The following is a 13,870-nucleotide window of genomic DNA, read 5'->3' on the forward strand; positions in this document are numbered from 1 at the left end:
GCGGTGCCGTACCGCCGGGTCACGGCACCGCGCACCGTGCCTCAGCGGTACAACGCCTCGACCTCCGCCGCGTACGCCGCCTCGATCGCCTTGCGCTTCAGCTTGAGCGAGGGGGTCAGCAGACCGTGCTCCTCGCTGAACGGACGCGCCAGTATCCGGAACGTACGGATCGACTCGGCCTGGGACACCGACGTGTTGGCGGCCACGACCGCGCGCCGGATCTCCGTCTCCAGGCCCGGGTCGCGCACCAGCTCCTCCGGCCGGAGGAGCTCCCGGCCCTGCATGGCGAGCCAGTGCTCCACCGCGTCCTGGTCGATCGTGACCAGCGCCGCGACATACGGCCGGTCGTTGCCGACCACCAGGCACTGCGCGACCAGCGGATGCGCCCGCACCCGCTCCTCCAGGCCGGCCGGGGACACGCTCTTGCCGCCCGACGTCACCAGGATCTCCTTCTTCCGCCCGGTGATCGTCAGATAGCCGTCCGCGTCGAGGGACCCCAGGTCCCCGGTGGCCAGCCAGCCGTCGCGCAGGACCGCCGCGGTCGCCTCCGGAGCGCTCAGGTAGCCCGCGAACACATGGGGACCGTGCACCCACACCTCGCCGTCCTCCGCGATGTGCACCGTGGTGCCCGGGACCGGCTGCCCGACCGTGCCGTACCGGGTGCGCTCCGGCGGATTGGCGGTGGCCGCCGCGGTCGACTCGGTCAGCCCGTACCCCTCGTACACGGTGACCCCCGCGCCCTCGAAGAACAGCCCGAGCCGCCGGTCCATCCCGGACCCGCCGGACATGGCGTGCCGGATGCGGCCGCCCAGCGACTCGCGCACCTTCCGGTACACGACCTTGTCGAAGAACTGGTGCTGCACCCGCAGTCCGGCCGACGGCCCCGGACCGGTGCCAAAGGCCCGCGCCTCCATCGCCTCCGCGTACGTGACCGCGACGTCCACCGCTTTGTCGAACGCGGCGGCCCGCCCCTCGGCCTCGGCCCTGCGCCGGGCGGCGTCGAAGACCTTCTCGAAGACGTACGGCACGGCGAGGACGAACGTCGGCCGGAACGAGACCAGGTCCGGCATCAGGGCCTTCGCCGACAGGTCCGGCTGGTGGCCCAGCTTCACCCGGCCGCGGACCGCCGCGACCTCGACCATGCGGCCGAAGACGTGTGCCAGCGGCAGGAACAGCAGGGTGGCCGCCTCGTCGCCCGGCCGGGACCGGAAGACCGACCGCCAGCGGGAGGCCATGGTGTCCGTCTCGAACATGAAGTTGGCGTGCGTGAGCACGCAGCCCCTCGGCCGTCCGGTGGTCCCGGAGGTGTAGATGACGGTCGCCACCGATTCGGGGGTCACCGCGCGCCGGTGGCGGTGCACGACCTCGTCCTCGACCCGGCCGCCCGCGTCGACCAGTTCGGCCACCGCGTCGGCGTCGAGCTGCCAGAGGCGCTTGACGCCGGGCAGCCGGTCGATCACCGACGCCACCGTCATCGCGTGGTCCTCGTGCTCGACCATGACGGCGGACACATCCGCGTCGTGCAGCATCCAGTGGACCTGCTCGGCCGAGGACGTCGGATACACGGGCACGGACTGGGCCCCGACGGACCACAGCGCGAAGTCGAAGAGCGTCCACTCGTAGCACGTGCGGGACATCAGAGCCACCCGGTCGCCGAACCGGACGCCGTGCGCGATCAGCCCCCTGGCCAGTGCCAGCACCTCGTCGCGGAACGCCGCCGCGGTGACATCCCGCCAGATTCCGTTCGCGTCCTTGCGACCCAGGGCGATCCGGTCGGGCTCGTCCTCGGCGTATTCGAACACCACGTCGGCCAGTCCGCCCACGAGAGGAGCGGCCGCCATGGGTGGGACAGTGAAATCGCGCAATGACCTGCTCCTCGTGGCGCTCCGCACAGCGCCGCGACGGTACCCCAACGGGCGGCCGGGCGGGAGGGGCCCGGACAAGCGGGCGACGCCGCCCACATACGGGCCGACGACCGATATCCGGCCAGATGGGCAAGGCCCGGACGCTGCGACGCCGCTGACAATCGTGGGCGAGCTCGTAAGAGGCCGGCGCCGGAATCTCCACCGAATCCGTACGCGGCGATCACGCAGGTACGCGACGATCACCCATCTTCGGGACGGATGTGCTCGTGTTCGGGCCGGATGCGGGGGATACCGGGGTATCGGTCCGGGTCGGCCCGGTCCGGCGTGCGGATCAGCCGGTCGGCGCCCGCCAGGATCGCCGCCGCCAGGGCGTCGGCGGCCTCGTGCGATCCGCCGGCCTCCGGCGCCCCGTCCCCGCGGCGGCCGTGCAGCAGGACGAAGTCCACACCGCCCAGATCGGGCAGCGCGGACCTGGGCGGCAGCGGCGCCAGACCGGGCGGGACCAGGCCCCGGCTGTGGGCCATCACTCCGAGCCCGGCACGGGCCGCCGCGACCAGACCGTTGAGGCTCGTACTCGTGCACGCGATCCGCCAGGACCTGCCGTGCCGCTCCAGGACCTCCAGGGCGCGGGCCCGGGTGATGCCGGGCGGCGGGTACAGCACCAGCGGAACCGGACGGTCCGGGTCGATCCGCAGGCGCGGCGCGCCGATCCAGGCCAGCGCGTCCCGCCAGACCAGTTCCCCGTGTGTGTCTCCGGTGCGCCGCTTGGCGAGCACCAGGTCGAGCCGGCCCGCCGCCAGACGCCGGTGCAGGATCCCGGAGAGCTCCACCGTCAGCTCCAGCTCGACCTCCGGGTGATCGCGGCGGAAGGACTCCAGGATCTCCGGCAGCCGCGTCAGGACGAAGTCCTCGGAGGCCCCGAACCGCAGCCGCCCCCGCAGCCGCGTCCCCGCGAAGAAGGCCGCGGCCCGTTCGTGGGCTTCCCAAATCGTCCGGGCGAAGCCGAGCATCGCCTCGCCGTCCGGGGTGAGGTCGACCCGGTGGGTGTCGCGGGTGAACAACGGCCGCCCCGTCGCGTCCTCCAGGCGCCGCACGTGCTGGCTCACCGTGGACTGCCGCACCCCCAGCCGACGGGCGGCCTGGGTGAAGCTCAGGGTCTGGGCGACGGCGAGAAACGTCCGGAGCTGCGCGGGGTCGTACATGGAACCCTAGGTTATCGCGCATCGTGATGACAGTGAGCGCGGTATGCGGGATTCCCGATCGCCCCGGGCCTCAGCAGGATGGGAGGGTACGAACGGAACCGAGAGAACGCGTGGAGCACATGAGCCGCCGCACCCCGAGGCTGCCGTCCTGGCTGCCGGTCGACCCTTACATCCTGGCGCTGGTCGGCACGGTCGCGGTCGCGGCGATACTGCCCGCGTCCGGGGCCGCCGCGGACATCGCGGGCGGCGCATCGACCGGAGCGATCGCGCTTCTCTTCTTCCTGTACGGCGCCCGCCTCTCCACCGCCGAGGCCGTCGACGGCCTCAAGCACTGGCGGCTCCACCTCACCGTCCTGGCCTGCACCTTCGTGGCGTTCCCGCTGCTCGGGCTGGCGGCGCGGGGACTGGTGCCGTACGTCCTGACGCCGCAGCTCCACAGCGGCTTCCTCTTCCTCTGCCTCGTCCCCTCGACCATCCAGTCCTCGATCGCCTTCACCTCCATCGCCCGCGGCAACGTGCCCGCGGCGATCTGCGCGGGCTCCTTCTCCTCGATCGCCGGAATCTTCCTCACCCCGCTGCTCGCCGCGGGGCTGCTCGGCAACAGCGGCGGCGGCTTCTCGGCGGACGCGCTGCTGAGGATCGGGGTCCAGCTGCTGCTGCCGTTCGTGGCCGGGCAGCTGCTGCGCCGCTGGATCAACGGCTTCCTCACCCGCCACAAGAAGATCCTCGGCTACGTCGACCGCGGCTCGATCCTGCTCGTCGTCTACACGGCGTTCAGCGAGGGCATGGTCACCGGCATCTGGCACCAGGTCACCCCGGCCCGGCTCGGGGCGCTGCTCGGCGCCGAGGCGCTGCTGCTCGCGCTGATGCTGACGCTGACCTGGTACGGGACGAAGCGGCTGGGGTTCGACCGGGCGGACCGGATCGCCGTCCAGTTCGCCGGATCGAAGAAGAGCCTCGCCTCCGGGCTGCCGATGGCGAGCGTGATCTTCGGCGCGCAGGCGTCCTACGCCGTACTGCCGCTGATGCTCTTCCACCAGATGCAGCTGATGGTGTGCGCGGTGCTCGCCAAACGTCGCTCGCGCGATGTGCCGGAGGCGGCCCCGGAGGGCACGGAGCAGGCCTCGGGGCCGGTGGGACCTCGCGTGGGGCGTGCGGAGACGCCCGTGGGGCGTACGGAGACGTCCGCGGTGCCGGGGACCGGTGGGGAGGAGCCGGGGCGGCGGCGGGACGATGCGGTGGCCGAGGGGGCCTCGACCTGACACAGGGCCCGTCGGCCGGGGCGCGGCCGGAGCTCGGCCCGGCGGCGGATCGCGACCGGTGGGCGCCGGTTCCTTACGACCTCGCCCACGATTGTCGGCGGCGTCGCGGCGTCTGGGACCTCCGCCTCCGGCGTTGTCGTCAGTCGCCGACGCTCCTTCCCCGAGCTCTCAGCTGCTTTCGAGCAGGGGAGACCCCATCCGACTCCCTCCTCCGCCTTGGATTCGAAGGCCCCAGACGCAGCTCCTTCTCCCACCGCCAATCGTGGGCGACGTTGTTATCGACGCGAGTGCGGGGCGCGCGGGCGGGGCGGTGCGGGGCCGGCCGGCCCGTGGGACGTGGCGCCGTCCGGGTGGGGCGGTCAGTCCCGGAGGACCGCCGGTTCCAGGGCGATGCGGTGCTCGCCCGCGTAGACGTTCATCGACGGGCCCCGCAGGAAGCCGACCAGGGTCAGCCCGGTCTCGGCCGCCAGGTCCACGGCGAGGGACGATGGGGCCGAGACCGCCGCGAGCATCGGGATCCCGGCCATCACGGCCTTCTGGGCCAGTTCGAACGAGGCTCGTCCCGACACCAGCAGGATCGTCCGGGACAGCGGCAGCCGTCCGTCGGTCAGGGCCCGGCCGACCAGCTTGTCCACCGCGTTGTGCCGGCCGACGTCCTCCCGGACGTCGAGGAGCTCGCCCGCCTCCGAGAACAGTGCCGCCGCGTGCAGGCCGCCGGTGCGGTCGAAGACCCGCTGGGCCGCGCGCAGCCGGTCCGGCAGTACCGCGAGCAGCGCGGGCTCGACCAGGAGCGGGGGAGCGTCCGCGATCGGGTGCCGGGTGGTGGTGCGGACCGCGTCGAGGCTCGCCTTGCCGCACAGCCCGCAGGACGACGTGGTGTACACGTGGCGTTCGAGCGCGACATCGGGGACCGGGACGCCGGGGGCGAGCTTCACGTCCACCACGTTGTACGTGTTCACGCCGTCCGCGGTCGCCCCGGCGCAGTAGACGATCGACTGCACCTCGGAGCCGTCGCCGACGACGCCCTCGCTCACCAGGAAGCCCGCCGCCAGCGCGAAGTCGTCGCCCGGGGTGCGCATCGTGATGGCGAGCGGCCTGCCGTTCAGCCGGATCTCCAGGGGCTCCTCGGCGACGAGCGTGTCGGGGCGCGCGGAGACCGCCCCGTCCCGGATGCGGATGGTGCGGCGGCGCTCGGTGACCCGTCCCATAGCCGTGAACCCGTTTCCCGTCGTGCGGTGAGGCGGCCCCGGCCGTCCCGCCGTCATGCCCTCGTGCTGTGCTCGTCCCGGCACACGCGTCCTGACACATGGAGTCTGCCATCGCGGCCGACGCGGCGTGCGCGGAGGGCGGTGGCCGTCGCCCCGCCGACCTGCGAGACCCCTGATTCCGGGCCTCGCGTGCCATGACTCCGGCGTCCGGGCGCGGACGGTGGACGGGGCAGTGATCGAACCTCCAACGAGCGCGTGCCAATCCTGTGGGAACACGTGTCCCCGTACCGGTCGGTAGCGACCAAGACTGGATGGCTCCTGCCATACGTAGCGAGGGGAACCTGTACATGACCGGCTCACGTGTCGTGGCGCTCGGCCACTATCAGCCCGCCAGGGTGCTCACCAACGAGGACCTGGCGGCCATGGTCGATACCAACGACGAGTGGATCACCAGCCGCGTCGGCATCAGGACCCGGCACGTGGGAGGACCCGACGAACCCGTCGACGAACTGGCCGCGAACGCGGCGGCCAAGGCGCTCGCCTCGGCGGGGCTGCGGCCCGACGAGATCGACATGGTCCTGGTCGCCACGTCCACCGCGATCGACCGCTCACCGAGCATGTCGGCACGGGTCGCCGCCCGGCTCGGCATGGACTCGCCCGCGGTGATGGACATCAACGTGGTGTGCTCCGGCTTCACCCACGCCCTCGCCACCGCCGATCACACCATCCGGGCCGGCGCGGCCGAGCGAGTCCTGGTGATCGGCGCCGACAAGATGGGGGACGTCGCGGACTGGACCGACCGCAGCACCTGCGTGCTCGTCGGCGACGGAGCCGGAGCCGCGGTCGTCGTCGCGGACCGGGACCGCCCGGGGACGGATGGCCGGGACCGGCCCGGGATCGGCCCCGTGCTGTGGGGTTCGGTGCCGCGGATGGGGAACGCGGTACGGATCGAGGGCACGCCCCCGCGCTTCGCGCAGGAAGGCCAGTCGGTGTACCGCTGGGCCACCACACAACTGCCGCCCATCGCCCGCAAGGTGTGCGACAAGGCCGGTGTCGCGCCGGAGGACCTGGCCGCGGTGGTGCTGCACCAGGCGAACCTCCGGATCATCGAGCCGCTCGCCCGGAAGATAGGCGCGGTCAACGCGGTCATCGCCCGGGACGTCGTGGAGTCCGGCAACACGTCGGCCGCCTCCGTCCCGATGGCCCTGTCCAAGCTGGTGGAGCGCGGAGAGGTGCACACCGGCGACCCCGTGCTGCTGTTCGCCTTCGGAGGGAACCTCTCGTACGCGGGTCAGGTGATCCGCTGCCCCTGACGTCCGTGGCATCGCCCGCGGGGCGGTGGCGTCGCACCCCGGGGCCCGCCTCGTCGCCGGGCTCCGGGACGCGACGGCGTGCCGGAGCCGGAACGGCGCCGCGCCGGGGCACGGCGTCGTTCGCACCGGTTGCTTTGTCCACGGTGTGGAGAAAGTAGGTGCGGATTCCCGCACGACTTCTTCCCACTCCGGTCGACCGCTGCTACGTTCCCCTCGAAAGCCCGGACGGACGGCCGATGCGGCGGGGAGGGGCGCGTGAGACGCATGACGGCACGACCCGCGAACGCGCACCAGGCGCGGCTGCTCAGGCTGTTGCGCGACGGCGGTCCCCACTCGCGGGCTCAACTGGGGGACCAGGTCGAACTCTCCCGCTCCAAGCTCGCCGTCGAGGTCGAGCGGCTGCTGGGGACCGGACTCGTCGTGGCCGACGGCCTCGCCGCGTCCCGCGGCGGACGCCGCTCCCACAACATCCGGCTCGACCCGCGACTGCGATTCCTCGGCGTCGACATCGGGGCCACGTCCGTCGATGTGGCCGTCACCAACGCCGAGTTGGAGGTGCTGGGCCACCTCAACCATCCCATGGACGTACGCGAGGGCCCCGTCGCCGTCTTCGAACAGGTCCTGGCGATGGCGGCCGGGCTCCGGGCCTCCGGGCTCGCCGAGGGCTTCGACGGCGCGGGCATCGGCGTACCCGGTCCGGTGCGCTTCCCCGAAGGCGTACCGGTCGCCCCGCCGATCATGCCCGGCTGGGACGGCTTTCCGGTCCGCGAGGCGCTCAGCCAGGAACTGGGCTGCCCCGTCATGGTCGACAACGACGTGAACCTGATGGCCCTGGGGGAGCGGCACGCCGGGGTCGCGCGCTCCGTCGGCGACTTCCTCTGCGTCAAGATCGGTACGGGCATCGGCTGCGGCATCGTCGCCGGCGGCGAGGTCCACCGGGGCACGACCGGAAGCGCCGGGGACATCGGACACATACGGGTCGAACCCGACGGACGGCTCTGCGCCTGCGGCAACCGGGGCTGTCTGGAAGCCCACTTCAGCGGTGCCGCGCTCGCCCGTGACGCCGAGGAGGCGGCACGTGCCGGGCATTCGGCGGAACTCGCCGGCCGACTGGAGGCGGCCGGAGCACTCACCGCCGCCGACGTGGCGGCCGCCGCGGCCGCCGGTGACCCCATCGCGCTCGGCCTGATCCGCGAGGGCGGCAACCGGGTCGGCCAGGTCGTCGCGGGACTCGTCAGCTTCTTCAACCCCGGACTGGTGGTGATCGGCGGCGGGGTGACCGGCCTCGGGCACACACTGCTCGCCAGCGTCCGGACCCAGGTCTACCGCCAGTCGCTGCCACTGGCCACCGGTAATCTCCCCATCGTGCTGGGCGAGTTGGGGCACGCCGCCGGAGTGATCGGCGCGGCCCGGCTCATCAGCGACCACTTGTTCTCACCGGCCTGACCCCGGGCCGGTGGCACATCGGCACCACCGCCTGCGCAACCCGTCTCCACCTCCGTACACCGTGAGCCCGGATCCCGGCGAAGCCGGACCCGTACAGCCGCAAGCTCCGCACCAGCGCATACGTACAGCCCGTGGTTGGACGAACTCGCGCACACGCACCCAGGTACCGCCCCGCTCGCTCACCGGCCTTCCCCAGGCTCCCGGCTGCGCCGGAGCAGGGGAGACCCCATTCGCCGAGGGGATTCGTCATGGCACCAGAACCACCTCTGCTCACCATGTCCGGCATCACCAAGTCGTTCCCGGGAGTCCGTGCCCTCGACGGTGTGGACCTGGAGGTCCGGGCCGGTGAGGTCCACTGCCTCCTCGGCCAGAACGGCGCCGGGAAGTCCACCCTCATCAAGGTGCTCGCCGGGGCCCACCGGCCCGACGACGGCGGGATCACCTGGTGCGGCGAACCGGTCGAGCTCAAGTCGCCCGTCGCCGCGATGCGCCTGGGCATCGCCACCATCTACCAGGAACTCGACCTGGTCCAGGGCCTCTCGGTGGCCGAGAACGTCTTCCTCGGCCATGAGCCCACCACCGCGCGCCTCCTCGTCCGCGCCCGCCGGGGGCGCGCGGCCACGGCCGCGCTGCTGGGGCGGCTGGGGCACCCCGAGATCGATCCGGCGCACGAGGTCGGCCGGCTGTCGGCGGCCCAGCAGCAGATCGTCTCCATGGCACGGGCGCTCTCCCACGACGTGCGGCTCATCGTGATGGACGAGCCGACCGCGGCGCTCGACCCGGACGAGGTCGACAACCTGTTCCGCGTCGTCGCCGCGCTCACCGCCGGGGGAGTCGCCGTCGTCCACATCTCGCACCGGCTGGACGAGATCCGCCGGATCGGCGACCGGGTGACCGTGCTGAAGGACGGACGGGCCGTCGCCGTGGGGCTGCCCGTCCGGTCCACGCCGACGCGCGACATCGTCGCCATGATGACCGGCCGGGACGTCGAGCACGTCTTCCCGGCCCGCCCCGCGCGCGGCGCGCACACGGCGGCCGAACCCGTGCTGAAGGCCGAAGGGCTGGCCAGGAAGGGCGAATTCGAGCCGCTGGACCTGGAGTTGAGGCCGGGCGAGATCGTCGGCCTGGCCGGACTCGTCGGCTCGGGACGCTCCGAGATCCTGGAGACCGTCTACGGGGCCCGCAGGCCGACCGCCGGACGGGTCACCGTCGCGGGCCGACGGCTCCGGCCCGGCAGCGTCCGCGCGGCGGTCGCCGCCGGTGTCGGACTCGCCCCCGAGGAACGCAAGGCGCAGGCCCTGCTGATGCTCGAGTCCGTCACCCGCAACGTCTCCGTCTCCTCCATGTCCCGCTTCGCCCGGGGCGGTTGGCTGGACCGCGGGGCCGAACGCCGGGCGGCCCGCGCCGCGACCCGCGAACTCTCCCTGCGCCCCGACAACCCCGACGCCCCCGTCCGCACGCTCTCCGGAGGCAACCAGCAGAAGGCCGTACTGGCCCGCTGGCTGCTGCGCGGATGCCGCGTCCTGCTGCTCGACGAACCGACCCGCGGCGTCGACGTCGGCGCCCGCGCCGAGCTGTACGCGGTGATCCGCCGACTGGCCGACGAGGGCCTCGCCGTCCTGCTCGTCTCCAGCGAGGTGCCCGAAGTGCTGGGCCTCGCCGACCGGGTGCTGGTGCTCCGCGGGGGCCGCGTCGTGCACATGGCGCCCGCCGGGGAGCTGGACGAGCACCGCGTACTCGACCTGGTGATGGAAGGGAGCCCGACATCATGACGCAGCCCGTCTCCTCGGCACGGCAGGGCGGGCCGGACGGGGCGCACGCCCCGGACGCCGGATCCCCGAAGCGGGACTCGACGCCGCGCGCCTTCGGACCGCGCGTGGACGTGCGCACCCTCTCGCTCCTGGGCGTCCTCGCCGTACTGATCGCGGTCGGCGGGGTCACCGAGCCCGACGCCTTCCTCGACACCGGCAACCTCCAGCTGATCCTGACCCAGTCGTCCGTCATCGGTGTCGTGACCGTGGGGATGACCTTCGTCATCACCAGCGGCGGCATCGACCTCTCGGTCGGCGCCATGGTCGCGCTCGCCTCCGTCTGGGCGACCACGGTCGCCACCCAGGAGTACGGCTTCGCGGGGATCCTGTTCACCGCCGTGGTCGTCGGGCTCGCCGCCGGGCTGGTGAACGGGCTGCTCATCGCGTACGGGCGGATGGTGCCGTTCATCGCGACGCTCGCGATGCTCGCCTCGGCACGCGGACTCGCCCTCCAGATCACCGACGGGAAGACACAACTCGTCACCGTCGGGTCCGTGCTGGACCTGGGGCTGCCCGACTCCTACGTCCTCGGCGTCCCGCCGCTGGTGATGATGTTCGCCGCGGTCACCGTCATCGGCTGGCTGCTGCTGAACCGCACCACCTTCGGCCGCCGTACGGTCGCCATCGGCGGCAACCCGGAGGCGGCCCGGCTGGCCGGCATCGACGTACGACGACAGCGACTCCTTCTCTACCTGCTGTCCGGGCTGTGCTGCGGCATCGCCGCGTTCATGCTCGTCATCCTGTCCGGCTCGGGACAGAACACCAACGGCAACCTGTACGAGCTGGACGCCATCGCCGCCGCCATCATCGGCGGCACCCTGCTCAGCGGCGGGCGCGGCACCATCGTCGGCTCGGTGCTCGGCGTCCTCGTCTTCACCACCATCACCAACATCTTCGCGCTCAACAACCTCCAGAGCGACGTCCAGCAGATCGCCAAGGGCGCGATCATCGTCGCCGCCGTCCTGGTCCAGCGCCGCACCTCCGCGCCCGGCTAGTGCCGCATCAGGCAACGTTCGCCCCGTCGCGACGCCCGGCACGCCCTCTCGCCGCACCGGCCGAAAACCCGAGTACGTCCAGTACGAGGGCTTCCGACCGGCACACCGAGAGCACGCACCGGACGCGCTCCTTGACGGGCAAACGTTGCCTGCCGCGGCACTAATGCCGGGAGCGGCACTAGTGCTGCGACCGAAAGGGTCACCGGCAAACCTTTCCGGCCACAGCACCAGACCTGCCCCACCCGCTCGGGCACGCCCCTCGATGCCCCTCCCCGCCCCGTTCCCCGTACGACACGCGACGCACCGGATGAAGGGTTGGACAGCCATGCCAGAAACCAGCCGCAGAGGACTGCTGTTCGGGACCGCGGCCGTCTCCGCGGGCGCCTTCCTCACCGCCTGCACCAGCAACGAACCCAAGACCGCGGACGCCGCGCGCAGCGGCGGTGCCGCGGCCGACACCGAGCCAGGCAAGCACGTCACGATCGGCTTCGCGGGTCCGCAGGCCGACCACGGCTGGCTCAACGCCATCAACGAGAACGCCACCGCGCGGGCGGCGAAGTACTCCGACGTGACGCTGGAGACCACCGAGGGCTCCAACGACACCGCCGCCCAGATCGGCCAGGTCAAGACTCTCATCAACAAGAAGGTCGATGTCCTGGTCGTCCTCCCCGCCGACGGCAAGGCGCTCACGCAGGTCGGTCTGGAGGCCATGCGGGCCGGCATCCCCGTCGTCAACCTGGACCGGATCTTCGCCTCCCCGCAGGCGTACCGCTGCTGGGTCGGCGGCGACAACTACGGCATGGGCCTCAACGCCGGTACCTACATCGGCGAACGGCTGAAGGGCAAGGCGGACGCCAAGGTCGTCGAACTGGCCGGCATCGACAACCTGGAACTCACCAAGCAGCGCAGCCAAGGCTTCGCCGACGCGCTGAAGAACTATCCCGACATCGAGCTGGTGGCCCGTCAGGCGGCCGACTTCACCGTCGAGTCGGGCCAGGCGAAGACGGCCCAGCTCCTCCAGGCGCAGAAGAGGATCGACGCCCTGTGGAACCACGACGACGACCAGGGTGTCGGCGCGCTGCGGGCCATCCAGCAGGCGGGCCGCGACGAGTTCCTGATGGTCGGCGGCGCCGGGTCCAGGTCCGCGATGGACGCCATCAAGGCCGACGACGGTGTGCTGAAGGCCACCGTCCTCTACCCGCCGACGATGGCCGCCTCCGCGATCGACCTGGCCCGCGCCCTCGCACAGGGCAAGGGCGTCGGCGGCCTGGCCGAGCTGGAGATCCCGACCAGTCTCACCCTCTACTCGGCGGTGGTCACCAAGGAGAACGTCGACCAGTACCTGCCGACGGGCTTCAGCTGAGCCGCTCCGGGGAGGGCACCGGCCCTCCCGCCGCCCCGGAGGAGGGTGCCTGTCGCCCCTTCCGCCACCCCCATCGAACAGACCGACGAGGAGGAAGCCCGGATGGCCCGCAGGGAAGAGACGGCACAGCAGGCCGAGGCGCCGACGGCGCACCGGTCGGTGCCGAGCGTGCCCACGCTCGGGATCGGCGTGGTCGGGTACGCGTTCATGGGCGCCGCCCACTCACAGGGGTGGCGCACCGCCGGTCACGTCTTCGAGCTGCCGATGAGACCGGTGCTCGCCGCGATCTGCGGACGCGACCGGGCGGCGGTCGACGCGGCGGCGGCCCGCCACGGCTGGGCGGCGGCGGAGACCGACTGGCGGGCCCTCGTCGCCCGGGACGACGTACAGCTCGTCGATATCTGCACCCCCGGCGACAGCCATGCCGAGATCGCGATCGCCGCGCTGGAGGCCGGCAAGCACGTGCTGTGCGAGAAGCCGCTGGCCAACACGGTCGCCGAGGCCGAGATCATGGCCGAGGCGGCCGAACGGGCTGCGGCCCGCGGCCAGGTGGCCATGGTGGGCTTCAACTACCGCAAGGTGCCCGCGATCAGCTACGCCCGGAGGCTGATCGGCGAGGGACGGCTCGGCACCCTGCGCCACGTCCGCGCCGCCTACCTCCAGGACTGGCTCGTCGATCCCCAAGCACCGCTCACCTGGCGGCTGCGACGGGAGCGGGCGGGTTCGGGGGCACTCGGCGACCTGGGCGCGCACATCGTCGATCTGGCGCAGCACCTGGCGGGGGAGCCGCTGACCGGGGTGTCCGCGGTCAGCAGGACGTTCGTGACGCGACGGCCGCTGCCGGCCGGGCCGTCCGCCGGACTCTCCGCGGCCGTCGGTACCGACGCGCACCGGGTCGGCGACGACCGCCGGGACGGCGACGGCGGCGGATACGAAGCGGGAGACGGCAGGGACGGCGCGGTGACCGTCGACGACGCGACCGTGTTCACCGGCCGGTTCGCCTCCGGTGCGCTGGCCTCCTTCGAGGCGACCCGGATGGCAGCCGGACGGAAGAACGCGCTGCGCCTGGAGATCAACGGGGAGCGCGGCTCGCTCGCCTTCGACCTGGAACGCCTCAACGAACTGTCCTTCCACGACCACACCGAACCCGCCGCCACGGCGGGCTTCCGGCGCATCCTCGTGACCGAGCCCGAGCATCCCTACCTGGAGGCGTGGTGGCCGCCGGGCCACGCCCTCGGGTACGAGCACACCTTCGTCCATCAGGCCCGCGACCTGGTGCGGACGATCGCCGAAGGGTCCGCCCCCGCACCGTCGTTCGCCGACGGGCTCCAGGTCCAGCGGGTGCTCGCGGCGGTTCAGGAGAGCGCCGAGAAGAACTCCGTACACACCCCCGTGGTTCTCTAGG

The 13,870-nt window shown here is 72.4% G+C and carries 10 protein-coding genes; 7 read left to right on the forward strand and 3 right to left on the reverse strand.

Going from position 1 to position 13,870, the window contains the following annotated elements:
* Window positions 1-41 precede the first annotated feature (41 nt).
* Window positions 42-1,841 carry an AMP-dependent synthetase/ligase gene (locus tag ACFYY6_RS23570; RefSeq protein ID WP_388648847.1) on the reverse strand — a complete coding sequence of 600 codons (1,800 nt, stop codon included), beginning with the start codon at window positions 1,839-1,841 and terminating at the stop codon, window positions 42-44.
* Window positions 1,842-2,104: 263 nt separating this feature from the next.
* Complete coding sequence (locus ACFYY6_RS23575; protein ID WP_351630425.1) at window positions 2,105-3,067, reverse strand: LysR substrate-binding domain-containing protein; 963 nt, start codon at window positions 3,065-3,067, stop codon at window positions 2,105-2,107.
* A gap of 119 nt (window positions 3,068-3,186) precedes the next feature.
* On the opposite strand from ACFYY6_RS23575, the gene ACFYY6_RS23580 reads away from it, so the two are divergent.
* A complete protein-coding gene (locus ACFYY6_RS23580; RefSeq protein ID WP_389194956.1) occupies window positions 3,187-4,329 on the forward strand; it encodes a bile acid:sodium symporter family protein in 1,143 nt (380 codons plus the stop codon).
* Between the two features lie 359 nt (window positions 4,330-4,688).
* Here the strand turns inward: ACFYY6_RS23580 and fdhD are convergent, their stop codons facing one another.
* The gene (gene fdhD, locus ACFYY6_RS23585; protein ID WP_351630421.1) at window positions 4,689-5,537 is read right to left on the reverse strand and encodes a formate dehydrogenase accessory sulfurtransferase FdhD; all 849 of its coding nucleotides are present in this window, start codon (window positions 5,535-5,537) and stop codon (window positions 4,689-4,691) included.
* A 347-nt stretch (window positions 5,538-5,884) separates the two neighbouring features.
* Here fdhD and ACFYY6_RS23590 point away from each other — a divergent pair, with 347 nt between their 5' ends.
* The 6 genes from ACFYY6_RS23590 to ACFYY6_RS23615 all read left to right on the forward strand — a co-directional run bounded on the left by ACFYY6_RS23590 (window position 5,885) and on the right by ACFYY6_RS23615 (window position 13,869).
* On the forward strand, window positions 5,885-6,850 hold the full coding sequence (locus ACFYY6_RS23590; RefSeq protein ID WP_351523387.1) for a beta-ketoacyl-ACP synthase III: 966 nt from the start codon (window positions 5,885-5,887) through the stop codon (window positions 6,848-6,850).
* Between the two features lie 264 nt (window positions 6,851-7,114).
* Window positions 7,115-8,296: an ROK family protein gene (locus ACFYY6_RS23595; protein WP_386609041.1), complete on the forward strand. Its 1,182-nt coding sequence runs from the start codon at window positions 7,115-7,117 to the stop codon at window positions 8,294-8,296.
* Between the two features lie 248 nt (window positions 8,297-8,544).
* Complete coding sequence (locus ACFYY6_RS23600) at window positions 8,545-10,068, forward strand: sugar ABC transporter ATP-binding protein (protein WP_351630416.1); 1,524 nt, start codon at window positions 8,545-8,547, stop codon at window positions 10,066-10,068.
* The gene (locus tag ACFYY6_RS23605; protein ID WP_351523393.1) at window positions 10,065-11,102 is read left to right on the forward strand and encodes an ABC transporter permease; all 1,038 of its coding nucleotides are present in this window, start codon (window positions 10,065-10,067) and stop codon (window positions 11,100-11,102) included. Before ACFYY6_RS23600 ends, ACFYY6_RS23605 begins: the two co-directional genes overlap by 4 nt.
* A 325-nt stretch (window positions 11,103-11,427) precedes the next feature.
* Window positions 11,428-12,465, forward strand: a complete 1,038-nt coding sequence (locus tag ACFYY6_RS23610; RefSeq protein WP_351523395.1) for a substrate-binding domain-containing protein — start codon at window positions 11,428-11,430, stop codon at window positions 12,463-12,465.
* Between the two features lie 102 nt (window positions 12,466-12,567).
* Window positions 12,568-13,869 carry a Gfo/Idh/MocA family oxidoreductase gene (locus tag ACFYY6_RS23615; RefSeq protein ID WP_351523397.1) on the forward strand — a complete coding sequence of 434 codons (1,302 nt, stop codon included), beginning with the start codon at window positions 12,568-12,570 and terminating at the stop codon, window positions 13,867-13,869.
* Window position 13,870 lies beyond the last annotated feature (1 nt).

It is taken from the genome of Streptomyces sp. NPDC001750 (assembly GCF_042892615.1).
GTDB lineage: Bacteria > Actinomycetota > Actinomycetes > Streptomycetales > Streptomycetaceae > Streptomyces.

Bases quoted from the DNA above. Each gene is read 5' to 3' on its own strand.
- ACFYY6_RS23570 (WP_388648847.1), bottom strand. From the start codon at position 1,841: ATGGCGGCCGCTCCTCTCGTGGGCGGACTGGCCGACGTGGTGTTCGAA.
- ACFYY6_RS23575 (WP_351630425.1), bottom strand. From the start codon at position 3,067: ATGTACGACCCCGCGCAGCTCCGGACGTTTCTCGCCGTCGCCCAGACC.
- ACFYY6_RS23580 (WP_389194956.1), top strand. From the start codon at position 3,187: ATGAGCCGCCGCACCCCGAGGCTGCCGTCCTGGCTGCCGGTCGACCCT.
- fdhD (WP_351630421.1), bottom strand. From the start codon at position 5,537: ATGGGACGGGTCACCGAGCGCCGCCGCACCATCCGCATCCGGGACGGG.
- ACFYY6_RS23590 (WP_351523387.1), top strand. From the start codon at position 5,885: ATGACCGGCTCACGTGTCGTGGCGCTCGGCCACTATCAGCCCGCCAGG.
- ACFYY6_RS23595 (WP_386609041.1), top strand. From the start codon at position 7,115: ATGACGGCACGACCCGCGAACGCGCACCAGGCGCGGCTGCTCAGGCTG.
- ACFYY6_RS23600 (WP_351630416.1), top strand. From the start codon at position 8,545: ATGGCACCAGAACCACCTCTGCTCACCATGTCCGGCATCACCAAGTCG.
- ACFYY6_RS23605 (WP_351523393.1), top strand. From the start codon at position 10,065: ATGACGCAGCCCGTCTCCTCGGCACGGCAGGGCGGGCCGGACGGGGCG.
- ACFYY6_RS23610 (WP_351523395.1), top strand. From the start codon at position 11,428: ATGCCAGAAACCAGCCGCAGAGGACTGCTGTTCGGGACCGCGGCCGTC.
- ACFYY6_RS23615 (WP_351523397.1), top strand. From the start codon at position 12,568: ATGGCCCGCAGGGAAGAGACGGCACAGCAGGCCGAGGCGCCGACGGCG.